14 protein-coding genes are annotated in these 17,358 nt (G+C 56.1%); 9 read left to right on the top strand and 5 right to left on the bottom strand.

Going from position 1 to position 17,358, the window contains the following annotated elements:
* Nucleotides 1-8 precede the first annotated feature (8 nt).
* Complete coding sequence (locus tag Abci_RS07075; protein WP_048838436.1) at nt 9-1,484, bottom strand: protein adenylyltransferase SelO; 1,476 nt, start codon at nt 1,482-1,484, stop codon at nt 9-11.
* A gap of 294 nt (nt 1,485-1,778) precedes the next feature.
* Between Abci_RS07075 and Abci_RS07070 the strand changes: the two genes are divergently transcribed.
* Entirely contained in the window at nt 1,779-2,873 is a 1,095-nt protein-coding gene (locus Abci_RS07070; RefSeq protein WP_048838434.1) for a branched-chain amino acid aminotransferase, read from the top strand.
* Nucleotides 2,874-2,957: 84 nt separating this feature from the next.
* Here Abci_RS07070 and Abci_RS07065 read toward each other — a convergent pair whose 3' ends face one another.
* The gene (locus Abci_RS07065; RefSeq protein WP_244877613.1) at nt 2,958-3,791 is read right to left on the bottom strand and encodes an acid phosphatase; all 834 of its coding nucleotides are present in this window, start codon (nt 3,789-3,791) and stop codon (nt 2,958-2,960) included.
* A 240-nt stretch (nt 3,792-4,031) separates the two neighbouring features.
* Between Abci_RS07065 and Abci_RS07060 the strand changes: the two genes are divergently transcribed.
* Genes Abci_RS07060 through Abci_RS07050 form a run of 3 tightly spaced genes read left to right on the top strand, consistent with a single transcriptional unit; the run spans nt 4,032 to nt 5,845 of the window.
* The gene (locus Abci_RS07060; RefSeq protein ID WP_086651784.1) at nt 4,032-4,457 is read left to right on the top strand and encodes a PadR family transcriptional regulator; all 426 of its coding nucleotides are present in this window, start codon (nt 4,032-4,034) and stop codon (nt 4,455-4,457) included.
* Nucleotides 4,454-5,041 carry a DUF1700 domain-containing protein gene (locus tag Abci_RS07055; RefSeq protein WP_048838433.1) on the top strand — a complete coding sequence of 196 codons (588 nt, stop codon included), beginning with the start codon at nt 4,454-4,456 and terminating at the stop codon, nt 5,039-5,041. Before Abci_RS07060 ends, Abci_RS07055 begins: the two co-directional genes overlap by 4 nt.
* Before the next feature lie 18 nt (nt 5,042-5,059).
* Nucleotides 5,060-5,845, top strand: a complete 786-nt coding sequence (locus tag Abci_RS07050; protein ID WP_048838432.1) for a GIN domain-containing protein — start codon at nt 5,060-5,062, stop codon at nt 5,843-5,845.
* A 34-nt stretch (nt 5,846-5,879) separates the two neighbouring features.
* Here the strand turns inward: Abci_RS07050 and Abci_RS07045 are convergent, their stop codons facing one another.
* A complete protein-coding gene (locus Abci_RS07045; RefSeq protein WP_048838431.1) occupies nt 5,880-6,215 on the bottom strand; it encodes a DMT family transporter in 336 nt (111 codons plus the stop codon).
* 12 nt (nt 6,216-6,227) lie between these two features.
* Nucleotides 6,228-7,856, bottom strand: coding sequence for a carbohydrate porin (locus tag Abci_RS07040; protein ID WP_371861382.1), 1,629 nt, complete (start codon nt 7,854-7,856; stop codon nt 6,228-6,230).
* A gap of 350 nt (nt 7,857-8,206) precedes the next feature.
* Between Abci_RS07040 and Abci_RS07035 the strand changes: the two genes are divergently transcribed.
* From Abci_RS07035 to Abci_RS07015, 5 genes are all read left to right on the top strand, one after another.
* The gene (locus Abci_RS07035; RefSeq protein ID WP_052944789.1) at nt 8,207-9,613 is read left to right on the top strand and encodes a TolC family protein; all 1,407 of its coding nucleotides are present in this window, start codon (nt 8,207-8,209) and stop codon (nt 9,611-9,613) included.
* 71 nt (nt 9,614-9,684) lie between these two features.
* On the top strand, nt 9,685-10,869 hold the full coding sequence (locus Abci_RS07030; protein WP_158319783.1) for an efflux RND transporter periplasmic adaptor subunit: 1,185 nt from the start codon (nt 9,685-9,687) through the stop codon (nt 10,867-10,869).
* On the top strand, nt 10,859-13,957 hold the full coding sequence (locus Abci_RS07025) for an efflux RND transporter permease subunit (protein WP_048838429.1): 3,099 nt from the start codon (nt 10,859-10,861) through the stop codon (nt 13,955-13,957). The genes Abci_RS07030 and Abci_RS07025 overlap by 11 nt, the downstream gene beginning before the upstream one ends.
* Before the next feature lie 46 nt (nt 13,958-14,003).
* Nucleotides 14,004-14,672 carry a response regulator transcription factor gene (locus tag Abci_RS07020; RefSeq protein WP_048838428.1) on the top strand — a complete coding sequence of 223 codons (669 nt, stop codon included), beginning with the start codon at nt 14,004-14,006 and terminating at the stop codon, nt 14,670-14,672.
* Nucleotides 14,669-16,186 (top strand): sensor histidine kinase, encoded by a 1,518-nt coding sequence (locus Abci_RS07015; RefSeq protein WP_048838427.1) that lies wholly within the window; start codon nt 14,669-14,671, stop codon nt 16,184-16,186. Before Abci_RS07020 ends, Abci_RS07015 begins: the two co-directional genes overlap by 4 nt.
* Here Abci_RS07015 and Abci_RS07010 read toward each other — a convergent pair.
* Nucleotides 16,183-17,298 (bottom strand): major royal jelly family protein, encoded by a 1,116-nt coding sequence (locus tag Abci_RS07010; protein WP_244877611.1) that lies wholly within the window; start codon nt 17,296-17,298, stop codon nt 16,183-16,185. The genes Abci_RS07015 and Abci_RS07010 overlap by 4 nt on opposite strands.
* Between the last annotated feature and the right edge of the window lie 60 nt (nt 17,299-17,358).

The following is a 17,358-nucleotide window of genomic DNA, read 5'->3' as shown; positions in this document are numbered from 1 at the left end:
CCTCTCCGTCACGTGCCGCAGAATGTATGCCGGACCTGCTGGTGTGGTTGTGCGGGTTCTGCATAGCGCTCGCGCCCCGGCTGGTCGTCATAGGGGTGGGCCGTAACAGCTAACAGAGCTTCAAACGCGCTGTAATCGTCCTGCGTGACCGCCTGCACAATCATTTCCTCCACCAGATGGTTGCGCGGAATATAGAGTGGGTTGACCTGCTGCATTGTTACGACCCGCGCCTGTGAACTCTGTTCCGGCTCCTGCGCCAGACGCTGGCGCCACGCAGGCAACCAGTCTGAGAGCATTTGAAGGGGTGTACCCTCCTGCTGCACGCTCTCAGGATGCATGGCGTCCTGGTGGCTCAGGCTGCGGAACGTCTGGGTAAAGTCCAGTTTATGCGCCTGCATTCCCTCCAAAAGCCCACGAATGAGGGCTGCGTCCTCCGCCTGCTCTGTACTCAGGCCAAGTTTGCCCCGCAGGCCTTTCAGGTAGAGGGCCTGAAATTCAGGTTCAAACCGTGCCAGCGCTTCCTGTGCACGCTCAACGGCTTTATCCTCATCTTCCGCCAGCAGAGGCAGCATTGCCTCGGCCAGACGGGTCAGGTTCCACAAAGCCATGGTCGGCTGGCGGGCATAGGCGTAACGGCCTTTTTCATCAATAAAGCTGAAAACCGTGGCAGGATCATATTGCTCCATGAAGGCGCAAGGGCCGTAATCCAGTGTTTCGCCTGAAACCGCCATGTTGTCCGTATTCATGACACCATGAATAAAACCAAGATGCATCCAGCGGGCTATCAGCGTGGCCTGTGCTGTAATGATGCACTCAAGCAACGCACCATACGGTGCATCAGCTTGGGCCGCCTGCGGGTGATGGCGATGTATGGCGTAATCTGCCAGCAGTTTAAGACCTGCGTGATCTTGCCGGGCAGCAAAAAACTGGAATGTCCCAACCCGGATATGGCTTGCTGCCACGCGCGTTATCACGGCACCGGGCAAAGCTGTTTCACGGTAAACAGTCTCCCCTGTTCGCACAGCGGCAAGGGCCCGCGTGGTCGGCACACCCAGAGCTGCCATGGCTTCACTCACCACATATTCGCGCAAAACCGGGCCAAGGGCTGCGCGACCATCCCCCCTGCGGGAGAAGGCTGTACGGCCTGAGCCCTTCAACTGTATTTCCCGCACCCTACCACTGGCGTCAGTCACATCCCCCAGCAAAAGCGCCCGGCCATCGCCCAACTGCGGTACAAACTGGCCAAACTGATGCCCAGCATAGGCCAGCGCTACAGGCGTAACTCCTGCGGGCATAACTTGCCCCGCCAGCATGGCGACACCCTCAGGGCTGGCAAGCCATGCTGCATCCAACCCTAAAGACTGCGCCAGCCGCGTATTCAACGCGATAAGCCGAGGGGCCGCTGTTACGGGCGCGGGCGTTACCGGGGCGTAAAAACGCTCTGGCAGGTCCGTATACATCTGGTTAAGGGAAAAGCCTGTCATGAAATATGGTCCCGCTTGAGCAAACAGTCCCGTGCTGCCGGGATGCAAAACATGTGTACCCTAACGCTGCTGAGGCCCAGAAGAAACTCACAAACCCTTCCGCCTCCGTGCGCAGGACGCACAGCATGGCGTACCCGGCCATAACGCAGCACTGCGGCTCTGGCCCTGCCTGAGTGAACATGTTACGGTCCCGGCCCCATAGAAAGGCGCGGCCTGCTGCGCTTTTTTCATGGCGCAAAACGCCTAAACCCGGACATAGGTCCAGCCACTAAGGCCCCGGAGACGCCACACGTTATGAGCACGACGAGAGAGACAGCCTTTACAATCACCCCCAAGACCGATGCCATTTCTGCTGCCGAGCGCGCAGCTCTGCTGGCAAACCCCGGTTTTGGTCGCGTCTTTTCTGATCATATGGCCGTCGTGACCTACACTGAAGGCAAAGGCTGGCACACGCCTGAAATTATGCCACGCCAGCCCCTAATGCTGGACCCTGCGGCCTCTGTCCTGCACTACGCGCAGGAAATTTTTGAAGGCATGAAGGCTTACCGCGCCCCCAATGGAGATGCGCTGCTGTTCCGCCCGGAAGCCAATGCACGGCGCTTCCGCAAATCTGCCGAACGTATGGCGATGGCCCAGCTGCCTGAAGAACTGTTCCTGGATGCCGTCAACCAGCTTGTAAAACTGGATGCTGGCTGGATCCCTGACCCGGAAGTAGGCACGCTGTATCTGCGCCCCTTCATGATTGCGACAGAAACGGCTTTAGGCGTCAAACCCTCGGCTGAATACAAGTTCATTGTCATTGCCTGTGCTGCTGGTGACTATTTCTCCAAAGATGCTGGCCCGGTAACGGTGTGGGTGGAAGAACGAACTGTCCGTGCCTCCCGCGGTGGTACGGGTGAAGCAAAATGCGGCGGCAACTATGCGGCAAGCCTGACAGCCCAGCAGGAAGCCAAAGCCAACGGCTGCCATCAGGTTCTCTTTCTGGACGCCAATGAGCGGAAATGGATTGAGGAAATGGGCGGCATGAATGTCATGGCCGTCATGGAAGATGGCACCCTGAAAACACCCCCTCTGGGCGGCACCATCCTGCCGGGCATTACCCGTGACTCCCTGCTAACGCTGGCGCGGGATAAGGGAATGACGGTTAAGGAAGAACCTTACGCCATTGAACAACTCTACGCTGATGCCGCCTCTGGTCGCCTGCGTGAATTGTTTGCCTGTGGCACCGCCGCCGTTGTTACCCCCATTGGCACCCTGAAAAGCGCTGAGGGCGACCATCTTATCAGTGGTCAGACGGGCGAGGTTACAGCGTCTCTCCGCAAAACGCTGTGCGATATTCAGTTTGGCCGGGCAGAAGACCCGCATGGCTGGATGCACCGCGTAGGTTAACGCGCCCCACGATCGTAGGGAGGAGGTCTTACGCGTCCTCCCCGAAGAACCGCCCCATACTCTGTGTTGGGGTGGTTCTTTTGTTTAGAGAGGTGAATGCGTGGCAGCGTCCTGCTCTATGGTGCAAATTTGAGAGTTAGGTTTAGGAGCCGTGGTGCGTAAGGCTGCCAGTTCAGCACGGGCTGCATCCATATCTGCACGGAACTCAGCATTACCATGCATGGCCGCAATTTCACCCGCTCCCATAACATACCCTTCCTGCACATCGCTTTCCCAATGCACGCCGCATACAATACGGCTTTCCCCAAAAACACGGCCACGCTGCAAAATAGCGGTACTACGGTCTGGCAAGAGTTCTGCCAAAATAAGAGCCGTGCTCCAGCCCAGCATAGTGTGGCCTGAGGGATAAGCCCCGGTTTCAGCAATTTTCTGCCGCCCTTCCTCAGTACAGATCGGGTGGGCGGTGCCCACAAAGGGGCGCAGACGGTGCCAGTGGTCTTTGCCTTTCCACATATCCCCGGTTTCCGACTGTAATATCTTCTGCACCAGAGACACGAGGTGCGGTGCCTTCGCGGCATCAATCACGAACCCTGCTGAGCAGGAAAAACTGTTGAGCAGAACAGGCAGATGCAAATCGGCGTCTGTTTGGGCCAAAGCCCACCGGGCACTGCCCTTCAGGCTGCGTGTGCTGGCAAACGCTTTATCGTCCGACTGCTGGCGCACACTTCCGGCTTCCGGTGGTGGTGGCAGATAAACCGTGGGGTCAGGCGCTGTGCCGGGAGCATAATAAGGTGCGGGCTGCTGCTTGGTTGGTGCTGTCTTTTGCACAATGGGGCTCTCGGCATGTGCAACCATGCCACCCACACCAAGGCTGGTCACACTTGCGACAGACAGACAAAACAGTTTTTTCAAAAACATGGTTCTTAATTCACCTCTTGGCTTACGGTCTGCTCCCGTTTGGTCAATTTAACGGCTGCCTCCGCCGCACACCATCTTTGTAAGAAAACTGTAACCAAAGCAGCATAGCCACAAAGCCGTGTGGAAAATGCTTAAATAGGTACCTTGCATTGAATGGTTCCGGTGTGTATTCAGTACCTGTTACCAACTTTTATCCAGAGTCGCGCTGCGCTACAGCGCATGACAGAACCGGGAACAGCCGTGGAACCCAACCTTGTACAATTCAAGAAAGGCGTGCTGGAGCTGTGTGTGCTGGCTTTGCTGTCACACTCAGATTCTTACGGTTACGACATCGCCAGCCGCTTGTCTGATGCCATAGACATGGGGGAAGGCACCATTTACCCCCTCATGCGCCGAATGCAGAAAGATGGTCTTGTTTCAACATATTTTGTTGAATCGCCTTCAGGGCCACCGCGCAAATACTATACTCTTACCCCCAATGGAGAGGTCAGCCTGCAAGCCCAAAAAACAGCATGGATCGGGTTTACCAAAGCCGTCTCCTCCCTGCTGGATATACAGGACAGCGCCGCCACTCCGCCCCAACAGCAGACAGACCAACCCTCCGCCCCCGCAGGTGGCCACAGCCCCCTGACCGTGCATAAACCCATCAGGAAAACGCCCGCATGAGACAGGCTCCCGAAGATAGCAGACTGCTCTTTCTCACCCGCCTTCGGACAGGCCTGAAGGGGCTGCCCCGCACCGTAATTGAGGAAGCTGTGGCAGATTATGAGGCACATTTTGAAGCGGGCCGCGCTGCTGGCCGCACAGAGGCTGATATCGCCCAAAGGCTGGGAGACCCCGCACGTCTGGCACGGGAAATCCGGGCAGAGGCCGGTGTGCGCCGGTGGGAAGACGAACGTAGCCTTGGGAGTGCCCTGGGGGCCATTGTTGGTATTCTTGGGCTTGCTGCCATTGACCTGCTGATTGTTCTGCCAATTCTTTTTCTGGTTGGTGTTTGTCTTCTGGCGTTTATTGCGGCGGGTGCAGCCCTTTGCTTAGGCGGGTGCCTTCTGCTTCCCTTCGGCGTGCTGGGTATTCACCCTGATGCCGGAAGTGACTGGCTCCAAAATGTAATGATCTGCCTAGGCTTGGTCACAGCAGGTATCTCCATCACCTCGTTCTGTGTTCTGATCACCATTGGCATTTTCAACCTGCTCGTGCGCTATGGCCGTGCGCATTATCGGCTTATTGCCCCTTCGCAACCCCTCTGATTACAGGAAACACAGACCATGATCCGTGGCCTTGTCTTTATTGCCGTTGGCACTGCCCTTGCCTCAGCCCTGTGCTTTGGTGTTGCAAGTTCTCGCGGCCCGATGGACTTTACCCTTGCCAATATAGAATGGGGTTCTGAATCCCCTAACGCCGCGAAAGGCCCTCAAATAACGCGCACACTGCCATGGGAGGGCAGCCATGACCTTACCGTCAATATTGCCGGAACATTCATCATAAAACAGGGGGACACACCCAGCATCACGGTTACAGGCCCCCAGAAAACGGTAGATGATGTCGAGTTAAATTCTAACTCTCTGGGCTTCTCAACACCCCACCGGACCCTGCGCCGCAGAAAAGTTGTTGTGACCATTACCGCCCCTGCGCTCGACACCCTTACACTAAACAGTTTTGGGGTTGTTGACTTGCAGAACTACACCCAGAAAACGCTCGACCTCACCATTAATGGGGCAGCCAGTGTTAAGGGCACCGGGTCTGTTGAACGCGCCAAACTGGTGATTGATGGTGCTGGCTCAGTCGATCTGTCTGCCATGGAGATGCACGAGCTTGAGATAGAAATGAATGGTGCCGGGTCCGTCAAGGCAGGACCCACCGCTAAAGCAAACGTCAGTATTGATGGTGCAGGTGCTGTTAAACTGACCAGACGCCCAACACAGTTCAGCAAACAGATTAACGGTGCAGGCAGTATTTCCGTGCCTGACGGGACATCAACGCCTGACCAACCCGATCATCCTACGCCCGCAGAAAAACAGGGTGACCAGACGGAAGATGAGTCATCTTTCTAAGCACATCAGCCTGACGGGTGGACATCCCCATCCGTCAGGCGCTGCGTGAGAACAGATTGATCACCAGCACACCAGCCATAATCAGGGCAATACCAATAAGAGCAGCCCAATCCAGAGTCTGCTTAAAAAATACAAATCCTATTACTGAGACAAGAATAATACCCACACCCGACCAGATGGCATACACCACACCTGTCGGCATTGTCCGCATGGTCAGCGACAACAGGTAGAACGCACAGCAATACCCAACAACACTCCCGATAGATGGCCCCACACGGGTTAACCCATTACTTGCCTTCAGGCATGACGTGGCTATTACCTCACTTACAATAGCCCCCAGGAGCCAAAGATAGGTTTTGTCAGCTAACATGTCAGGCTGCCTTTAAAAAGAAATACGGGAATGCAGGCCAAAGACCAGTTCATCTGCAATTTTGTGCCCGCGCCATTGGTCACTCTCCAAACCTCCTGACGGGTTAAAAATATATTGAAAATCAGGTTGAAGAACAAACCACGGTTGCACTTCTGCCTGATATGTCAGTTCAATATGGTTCTCCGTGCCGGGGGCATGAAAGCCCTGTGTGCGGTAATAGTTGCGCGCACCAGAGCTTGCGCGGCCAATGCCCCACCCAAACCCTAGCGTGTCATTTTCCCTGCTGGCAAAAGGGGCTTTTAGATTCACACCCGCATCAACGGCATAACTGATCATGTTGCGGTCTCCCCCGTTTCCTGTTGCACGCGCAAACACGCCTAAGGACGTGGGAGATTTACGGTAAGGCCGCCAGACCATCTGGTCCACAATCCCATAAAGCAGCCAGTTACCCCGCACCATACGGGGTTGCACCTGCTCCCCACGGGCATAGGCGGCCCCCAGACTTTGCCCGTTACTGGCATAGCGCCAGTCTGGAAAACGACCTGTGTCATAGTAGCCACCCAGCTTATACACTCCGGGCAAACCATTCCCTTTGCCTTTGAGGTCCGGGTGCTCACTCCCCCCCTCCGGATTAAGGGCATATTGCACCTCGCCAATCAGCATGGCTCCGGTGTTCATGTTAAAGTGGCATCCACAGGCATCATGCGTTGTCTGGCTTGTCGGGTCCGCTATATTGCCTTGCCCGCCATTCTGTACGGGAAAAGAGTTAAACCGGTTACCGGGCGGGTTATCGTTGGCAGCCGCAAACATGAGCGTGACATTTGATGCCGCCCGATACCGCAACCTGACCGCAGGAGACGCCAACGGCCACGATGGCCCACCTGCATAAAGATTGGCGGACGGCCCCATTGGCCAGCTAAAATTGGAATTCAGATACAGGGCACCATACGTGCTGATAATAAATTCTGAGTCCAGATCCTGCTGGCCAAGTTTGATATCCAGCCTGTCATCCCAGAACGCCTGCTCGTACCACAGTTCAAACAACCGCGTGGATCGGTCAGCCTCAATCCCGCTGACAGGGTTATAATTGGCCAACCTGTCAGCCGTGATAGACCGGCCATGAATTTGCAGGGCGCTAATATTAAAAACGCCGTCTTTCAGCCCGATCAGTTTTTCCAGATCAACGGTCAGGGTGGGCATAGTCACGCCGTTATAGGCTGGCCCTGTCCCGGCCCTGTTGCCACCATTGGGGGGAATACCCCCTGTCAGGTTGCCCCACAGTTCATCCACTTCCTGCAAGTCAAATGTAATACCGTATCTGTCCAGCCATGGACGAATCCCCCCCATATTCCCAAGCAGGTTGTCATCGGTATCAGAGTCCGTGTCCGTCGTGACATCATCATCTGTATCCGGCTTGTGCGGAGGGGCATGGGGAACAGGCTGTGCTTTGGCGCCGCGCCCAATACGCCCGTCCGTGGCTCTGCCGGGAGCAAGCCCAACCCCGCGTTGCGCACCTGCAAAACGCGGCTTGCGCGGCATACGCATGGAAGCAGGGCCAATCCGCTGCACGGCGGGGCCAGAGTCCCCCAACCATTCCTGATCAATCACAACCATGCGGTGATCTGCGCGCGGGGCGAGCATTTTGGCGGGAATACCAGCAGGAACAGGCTGTGTAACGGGCTGTTCCTGCGCCTGTGCAGGCATGGCCAGCCCAACCTTACTGCCCACACAGCACAAGCCCAGCAAGGCATAACGCTTTACGGTGCCCTTGCTCTTTCTGCGTTTGTTATTCGCCACCCTTACGTCCCACGCTCTCGTCCATCACCTGCGCCTGCTTACCCTGCTTTGCTGGTCACCTTAACGCATAATAGCAATGTGGTGTTCAGCTTCCTGTCAGGTTGGTGCGGTATGTCTCCTCTGTCTGCACAGGGATAGAGCAACGGGAGTGTGCTATTTCCCCGCTATCGCTGCCTGTTTTACTGGAAAGGTTTATGCTGGAAATGTGGCCTTCCGCCCGCTTTGTTTTGGCTGTTTCCCTGCTTATGGGCTGTGCTACCCCTGCGTGTGCGGAACACTCATGGCAGAGCCAAAGCACTTTATCAGCTAGGCCTTTAACCGAGCGTCTGCCTTTTACCACCGCATTGGAACAGGCATGGCAGCTTGACCCCTCACAGCGTGAACTGCAAACAAACCGGAAAGGCGCACAAGCACGCGCCAGAGCCGCAGACTCCTGGTTTGCAGGCGGCCCCACCGTAACCGGGAATTATTTTGACGATCATGCCATTGGTAGCAACCAAGGCTACACCACCTATCAAGGTGAGGTCAGCATACCGCTTTGGTTACCGGGGCAAGGAAGCGCCACGCGCTCCGTAGCGCAGGCGGAAGCAGAGAGTGCCGAAAAACGCAGCATGGTGGCCCATATGTCTTTGGCCGTCCGGCTGCTGGATGCAACAGCCGCCGCCCTGCTGGCGCAGAAGCACCTGGCCACTGCACAAGCCTACACAGCCAGCGCAGCACAGATCAGCAGGGATGTAGCCCAAGCCACGCGCGCGGGGGAGATGACCCTGTCAGACCAGCATCAGGCTGATGCCGCGCTGGACACTGCCAGACTGGACAGCACAGCAGCGCAGGAAGAAGTGCAGACAGCCTTGGCTGGCCTGAATGCCCTGTTGGGGAGTACGTCCATCCCCGATATTCAGACCTACACGGCAACCGATAGTGCGCTGAGCCGGATAAGTGCTCTCACCAGCGTAGAAGCACATGACCCCCGCATACAAGCCGCCCGAAAGGAAGTGGACGCAGCACAGGCGGCCTTAAAACTTGCGAGGCGTTCCTTCATGCCCAATCCGGAAATTGGGGTCGGCGCTATTCATGAAAAACAATATGCCAGCCCTTGGGATAACCGGGTGGGCGTAACATTCAGCGTACCACTCCCCAGTAGCGTGCATAATGCGCCCCTGCTTGCCGCCGCCAAGGACCGCGCAGCGGCAGCAGACCGGCAGGACGCACTGGCCCACCGCATGGTCCGTCAGGAGGCCGCGCAGATTCGGGCCCGTCTCGTCTCCGCCACGACAAGCCTGAATAATGCCTCTTCCGCCGCAACGCATTTGCAAAACCGCGCCGCCTTACTGGAACGTTCATGGAAACTCCGCGAAACACCACTTGATGACGTCATGCGGGCACGTCAGGCAGCCTATGGCGCGGCCCTTGCACGAGACCGGGCGGAAATAGTCTGGCATGCTGCCATTGTACGCGCACTTATTGCCTCCCACACGCTGCCGGGTCTGACCACTGGTGTTGCTGACCCAACCAGTACCTCTGCGGCATGGGCCACCAGTAATAGCTCTGGCAATACGGCCCTAACCATTCCGGCCTCTCTCGACACTGGGGATCCCTGATGGGCGTTTTTGCCAAACCGATGCAGCGAACCAGAGACAAGCCCCCCTCTTTTTTCAAGAACGCCCCAAACATGCCGCCTGCTTTCCTCAGACAATTCGTCGTTTTTTTACATGTTACTGCATGGTCTATGGGCCTTGGGTGCCTGCCTGTGGCAAGCCTTGCGGCTGACTGCGGATTAGCCCCGCTCACTCTCACGCCAGAAGCCAGCCGCGCTGAGGCCCTGACCTATGCAACAGTGGTGCCCGGTACAGTGGCCCGTATGCTGCCCGTCATGGCCCGCGTGCAGCCCGACACCACCCATATCGTGACCATTCAACCTGCTGGCAGCGGCAAGGTTATGACTATTCTGGTTTTGCCGGGACAATCCGTCAGGCAGGGGCAGCCACTTTTACGCTACCAGAACCACGCACTGCATATTGCTCGCCTGCAACAGGCCCAAACCCGCACAGCCTTGGCTGCGGCCAAAGCCACAGAACAGGAGGCCGCGCAGTCTTACACACGCGCACATGCTCTGGCGGGGCAAACCGTCTCTGTCGGTGAAGCGCAAAAACGGCTTGCGATTTTACAACAGGCCAAGGAAACCGTTGCAGCGCGTGAGGCCGAACTGGGCATGCTGAAGCACCGATTTGAAGAAGAATACACCTCCCCCACTGAAACCCATGCCGAAGCAGATGAGACCTCCACCATCATAGCGCCGTTTTCTGGCACCGTAACACAGCTCAATACTGCTGTAGCGGCGGATATTGAGCCAGCGCAAAACCTTCTTACGGTCAGTGACACACAGCATGTATGGGTTGTGTCAGACGTAGCCCCGCAGGATGCAGCTTTACTGGCACCGGGCGGCGTCCAGACCCTCACCTTACCAGATGCCGCAGCCTCACCCCTTATGTGCCATATGGACACCATAAACACAGTCGCAGACCCCGTGACCGGCTTGGTCCGCATTATCAGTCGGGTTGAAAACAGTAAAAACCAGTTACGCCCGGGCATGGTTCTGAACAGCCTTCTACAAACCACGCAACAGCAAAGCGGACTGGTCATACCTTCAGAGTCCGTACAGACTATTGATGGTCAGACATTGGTTTTTACAAAACAGTCTGACACAAAACTGCAACCTGTACCGGTCACACTGGGGCTGGAAGACCAGAACTCTGTTATTGTGCTGTCCGGCCTGAAAGCCGGGGCACAGGTTGTGCAGCACGGAAGCCTGGCCCTTAAGGCCATGACGGTTCTGCCCGCAATGGATGCGGAGTAACGCCGTGGCCTCTATTTTCCAAAAACTGGTATCCGCACGCTTTCTGCTTCTCAGCCTGCTGGGGCTTATCCTGATTGGGGGTGTGGCCACCACACTCGATTTACCGGTTGAGGCCGTGCCGGATATTTCCCCACAGCAGGTTCTGGTGACAGCCATTGCACCGGGGCTTGCCACGCAGGAAGTAGAGCATTTCATCACTTTTCCTGTCGAAAGCAGCATGGCAGGGCTGCCCGGTATTAAAGACCTGCGCTCCATCTCACGCTCTGGTGTCTCTGTCGTGTATATCCAGTTTGAAGATAGTACAGACATCAATCTGGATCGCGCCCGCGTAACAGAGCGCATGGCGCAAGCCAAAGCCCTTATCAGCGTCCCAAATGTCAGTCTGACCATGGGACCGCTCAGTACCGGTCTGGGGGAAATTTTTCAGTTTCAGCTCAAAGGCCCCGGTTACAGCCTTATGGAGCTAAACCGCCTCATGACATGGACTGTAGCCCCCCAGCTCAAGCTGGTTCCCGGCGTGGTGGATGTGAACATAGGTGGCGGTGCGGAAGAAACATGGGCTGTGACACTCGACCCCGCCAGACTGCTGGCATATGGCCTCTCGGTGGGGGATGTGTATCAGGCGATTGATGCCAGTAATGCTGCCTCTGGCGGGGGCTGGATAGAACATCATGCAGAGCAGCAGATTGTTGTAGGGCGTGGCCTGCTCCGCAATTTGCAGGATTTTGGCACCATTGCTGTTAAAACCCGTGCTGGCGGCACGCCCATTACTTTGCGTGATCTCGGGCAAATTTCAACGCAGCCCCGTACCCGTCTTGGCGCTGTAACACGGGATGGGAAAGGCGAGATTGTGACTGGCGTTGTCATGATGGAACGCGGTGCCAGCTCCAATGCAACACTGGAAGCGCTGCACGCCGCCCTTCCTGCCATTGCACACGCCCTCCCCAAAGGCGTGAGCCTGGACCCCTTCTACACCCGTGCATCCCTTACCCAGCGTACAATTGCCACGGTAAAGGAAAACCTGCTTCTGGGTGCAGCACTTGTTGTGATTGTGCTGCTCTGCGTTCTGGGCAGCTTGCGGGCTGCACTGCTTATTGCCTCGGTCATTCCCTTTGCCCTGCTGTGCGCCATGACAGGCATGCGGCTGTTTGGCATTTCCGCCAATCTGCTCAGCCTTGGGGCAATCGACTTTGGAATGATTGTTGATAGTTCTCTGGTCGTTGTGGAGCATATTCTCACACGCCGCAAACGGGAGGGGCATATTGCCTTTACAGAGCTTGTTGTGTCTTCAACCTTGCAGGTTATCAGGCCGGTAAGCTTTGCCATTCTGGTTATCATAATGGTGTATCTGCCTATTTTAACACTGCAAGGTATTGAAGGGTATATGTTCCGGCCTATGGCGCAAACCGTCATCATGGCACTGGCGGCATCCTTACTGTTCTGCCTGCTGTGGGTGCCTGTCCTGAGTGTGCTGGTTCTCTCCCGGACAACGGTGCCGGCAGAAACACGCCTGATTGCAAAAATAAGAACTTTTTACGTTCCCCTTCTTCAACAGTGCTACCGCAGGCCGCGTCTCGTTTTGGGGTGTGTTGCCACCATATTTGGTCTGTCCTTGTTTCTGGGCTGGTCTCTGGGCAGCGAGTTCGTGCCGCAGCTGGAAGAAGGAGCGTTGGTTGTGCACAGCATGCATCTGCCCAGCATTTCTCTTGCCGTATCCTTAGAAGACATAACGCAGGAAGAGAAAATTTTAAAAAGCTTTCCTGAAGTTGAAACCGTCATCAGCAACACAGGCACAGCCGCCATCCCGACAGACCCGATGGGCCAGAACGAAACTGACAGCTTCATCATGCTCAAGAACGATGGGCATGGACGCTCACAGTCTGAACTGGTGGAGGCCATGAACACGGCCCTCCATACCGCCCTGCCGGACGCGCTTTATTCCTGGAGCCAACCCGTCCAGATGCGTATGGATGACCTACTCTCGGGCGTGCGGACCCAAATTGCCATTTCCATTTATGGGGATGATCTTGCAACGCTGTCCCGGCTAAGCCAGCAGGTTGTTAAAACCATGCAAGGTATTCGGGGCGCTGCGGATGTGATGTCTGCTGATGATGGCACCGTCCCCTTCCTGCAAATTACAGTAAACCGTGACAATGCGGCCCGCCTGACGGTGCGTGAGCAGGATATTCTGGACACGGTGGAAGCCATAGGCGGCCATATTGGTCGCCCTGTTACGCAAGGCAGCAGTATTATCGCAACACAGGTGCGTTTTGCTCCGGCTTACACGGCATCTGCTGACGCTATAAAAAACCTACGTGTCCGGCAGGCAGATGGTAAAGGCTCTGTTCTGCTCTCACAGGTTGCTGATGTTACCGTGCAGGACAGCACACCCCGCATCAGCCGGGACAGCATCCGCCGACGTATTGTTATTGAAGCCAACGTGCGGGGTCGGGACAGCGCTTCTTTTGTGGCCGAAGCCCAAAATACCGTGAAAAAAGCGGTTCCCCTCCCCCGTGGGTATACCATGAAATGGGATGGCCAGTTTCGTAACCTTGAATCAGCCTCCAAACGGTTGGGCATTGTTGTGCCTATTGCTCTGGCCCTTATCTTTATCCTTCTTGTTGCAGCCCTTGGGTCAGCACGTCTTGCGGGGCTTGTGTTCTGCAATCTGCCTCTTGCTGCATCCGGTGGTATTTTTGCGCTGGCCGTGCGGGGGCTGCCATTCAGTATTTCCGCAGGCATCGGCTTTATTGCGCTATTTGGGGTAGCGGTGCTGAATGGTGTTGTGCTGGTCAGCACAGCGGACCATATCCGCAAACGGGGTGTTTCCCCCTTAAGAGCTGGGTTAACCGCAGCCCATGAGCGCTTACGGCCAGTCATGGCCACAGCACTGGTTGCCAGTCTGGGGTTTTTCCCAATGGCGTTTTCAACGTCTGCGGGGGCGGAAGTTGAGCGCCCACTGGCCAGTGTTGTCATTGGCGGATTGATGACGTCCACCCTGTTAACCCTGCTGGTCCTGCCTCTGCTTTATGGCCGGTTTGCCCCCAGAGCACCCTCAACTGTCGCGAATACAGATCAGGCTTCATAAAAACCGCATATCCGACTACTCTGCCAGAATACGAAGGAGCCAGCCCATGCGTATTCTGGTTATTGAAGATGAGCCACTGCTTGGTGCCGCCGTGCAGGAGCGGGTGCAACACGCCGGACATACGGTGGACTGGTTTACAACGCTGGAGGACGCACGCGCCGCCCTTGCCGCCGTGCAGTATGAGTGCCTGGTGCTGGACCTTGGCTTACCAGATGGCAGCGGCCGCACTCTGTTGCGGGAAATACGCCAGACCAGTTCTCCGCTCTCCATTCTCATTACAACGGCTGAAGACCAGATTAGCGACCGCATAGCGGGCCTGTCTGACGGCGCTGACGATTATCTGGCCAAGCCCTATGATCTGGACGAACTGATTGCCCGCATAGCGGCCGTGGGCCGACGCTACCGCCCCCTGATTGATAACCGCCTTGTTGTGGGCGAAAGTGAAATAGACCTTGAGCGCAAACGCCTGACCCGAAACGGGGAGATTATTGACCTGACCGCCCGTGAATGGACTCTGGTTGAACTTCTGGCACGGCGTCCGGGGGCTATATGCTCCCGCCAAAAAATTGAAGAAGCGCTCTACAATCTTGAAGAAGAGGTTGGCAGCAACACTGTTGAGGTTTTTGTCAGCCGTGTTCGTAAAAAACTGGGAGCCGATGTTATTCGTACCGTCCGTGGTCGCGGGTATTACCTGCAACAACCCCAGACAGCATGACGCAATTGCCCCCTAACCCGGCCTCCAGCATGGCGCACACACCGCCAACACCCCCTAAAACCATGCGGCCGTGGCGGCTGTCCACCCGCTTACTGCGGGGAGTCACCGCTGTTGTTATCGGCTGCCTTATTATTGTTAGCCTTCTTACCGTCGCTTTTACAAAATTTGAAATTACAGAACGCCTCGATGATTCCTTGCAAGAGGTTGCCGAGCGGCTCCAATTTGCCGTGCTGGTGCTCAACCAGCAGGGAAGCGGGCACGACATTGCCCATTTATCCAACATTACCCCGACATCCCTAGCCTATCAGATTACCGATGCGCAGGGGCAGGTATTACTACGCTCACCCAACGCACCTGAGCTGGCTTTTGTTCTGCCCCATGATGCCGGGTTTTACATGCAGCCCCATTTCAGGGTGTATGTTACCCCAGCCGCGCAGAAAAACCGCTTTATTATGGTTGCTGAACCGCGTGTGCACCGCTCACAGGCCACGCACCACGCCATTCTTATTGCCGTTCTGCCTATTCTGGGGGCCATACCCTGCATCTGGTTGCTGGTTATGTGGCAGGTACGCCGCAGCCTGAAACCTCTTGTGCATTTACAGCATGAAATTAGGGAACGAGGCAGCGGCAACCTTAACCCGGTGCCTGATCTCGCCCTGCCTCATGAACTGGCAACAATTCAAACCGCTGTTAATTTACTTCTGGAGCGTTTGCACAAAGCCTTGGCTGCTGAACGTGCTTTTGCAGCCAATGCCGCACATGAACTCCGTAACCCTATTGCCGCATTGCTCGCTCAGACACAGATGCTCCGCAGCACTCTCCCGGCTGAAACACCTGCTGACACCCCCGGCACTACAGCACGGCACCGGGTAGATACCATGATCAGCCAGATCCAGAGACTGAGCCGAATTACTGAAAAACTCCTGCAATTATCTCGTGCTGTTGCGGGAACGGGCTTCCAGCGGCAACCCTTTGATATGTTGGAAGTGCTCAATACAATAGCCGATGAACTCGACCCCCCACATGGGGCCGCCCCCCAACGCCTGCTTGTAGAGACCGAACCTTATACCCGTTTGGTGGTGCTGGGAGATATGGACGCAACGGGCATTTTATTACGGAATTTACTGGAAAATGCGCTTCGCCACAGTCCGGATGGCTCGTGCGTACGCGTTGCCGTAACATTAGACACTTTGATGAAAACAGATGCGGGGTCTGAACCATCGTTTTCTGCACAACTCACACTGGAAAATGACGCCCCGCCCTTGCCTGATGCGACACTATCTGCCCTGACAGACCCCTTTGTACGCGGTGGGTCTCAGGCAGAAGGCAGTGGGCTGGGTCTGGCCATTGCCCGCACAATCAGCACGCAGATGCACATTCCCATGCAAATTTACTCGCCCATTCCCAACCAAAAAACTGGGTTTATGGTCCGGTTGTTTTTTCAAATTGATCGTTACGAAAGCCATGAAGAAGCCCAACCCATCTCTGGGCCGGGCTATAAAAAACACACTTAGTTCTGTGGTGCCGCAGCAACCTGTGGCAGGGCAATGCGCGCCAGAATATAGGGCATTTCCTGTTTGTCCTGCCCGCCATTAAATACTGGCAGCCTTGACCACTGGCCTACCGTCAACAACAGGCTATTACCATCCTGTGCAATACTGTCCGGCGCAATCAGGCGCGCATCCTGCGCCACCAGTGACAAGGTACCATCTGGCGCACGACGTATAACAGCATGACGTTCAATATCCGTCAGATACAGGCTGCCGTCAGGTGCCGTGGCCATACCATCCATAATCCCGACCTCACCTTCATCCCTGACCGCAGCTTCAAGAGTTTTTTCAGGTGTATTGAAGTTGGCCAGAAGCGTTGTGGGCGCACTATACAGGCGGCGGGAGGACAGCGGAGACCAATACAACCGTGATGAATCCGCGCTCAGCGCTAGGCCATCTACCCCACCCTGTGCCACAATAGGGTTAAGCGTGGTGTAGCGGCCCAGTTTCAAGTCGGACTGCATGACAAGACCCGGTACCGCACTGACAGAAACCGTATCTGCCAGCACACGGCGCATCAGGCCTGTTGTCAGGTTTACAATAATCAAGGCCGGGTGTGTGGTCTGTGATGTATCACTGACATACGCCGTCCCTTCACTGCCATGAGTCAGGTCAATCCGCACGTCATTGACATGACTATCCGGCAAAACGGCTGGTGCGGTAAAAGGAAAACGCTGAACAATTTTGTTCTTTTTGGGGTCAATGTGAATAAGCGTGGGCTTTGCCTTGGCCTTGCTACCCGCTTTCACGCCTTCATCCAGCAGCCACAACTGGCCGTTGGCATCCACCGTCATGCCAAGGGGAGAAATCAGGGCGCTCTGTGCGCTGCGGCTTGGGAATGGCGTGAGTTTCCCCTCCGTCCAGACTGCCAACACAGGGCCTTCATGGTCCTGCGCACTGGTTGGCAGAGACAGCACAATGCGTCCATCTGGCAAGCGCGCAATACCAGAAGGCTGCGCAACGGTGAAGCGATCTGCAACCGTGACGTTGCCTGTGCCTAAAGACGCATGGTCAACGCTGTCTGCCGCCCCTGCCGTGCCGGATAGGGCAATACCTGCCACGGCTGCACACAGCATGGCACGCAGTGCCTTAACAGACCCCCTCATGCCGCCGTGTATAGGAGCAGGATTCTTCAC

Source organism: Acetobacter cibinongensis, assembly GCF_000963925.1.
Classification (GTDB): domain Bacteria; phylum Pseudomonadota; class Alphaproteobacteria; order Acetobacterales; family Acetobacteraceae; genus Acetobacter; species Acetobacter cibinongensis.
The sequence above is the reverse complement of the archived record's forward strand: the minus strand, read 5'-3'. Positions and strand labels throughout refer to the sequence as shown.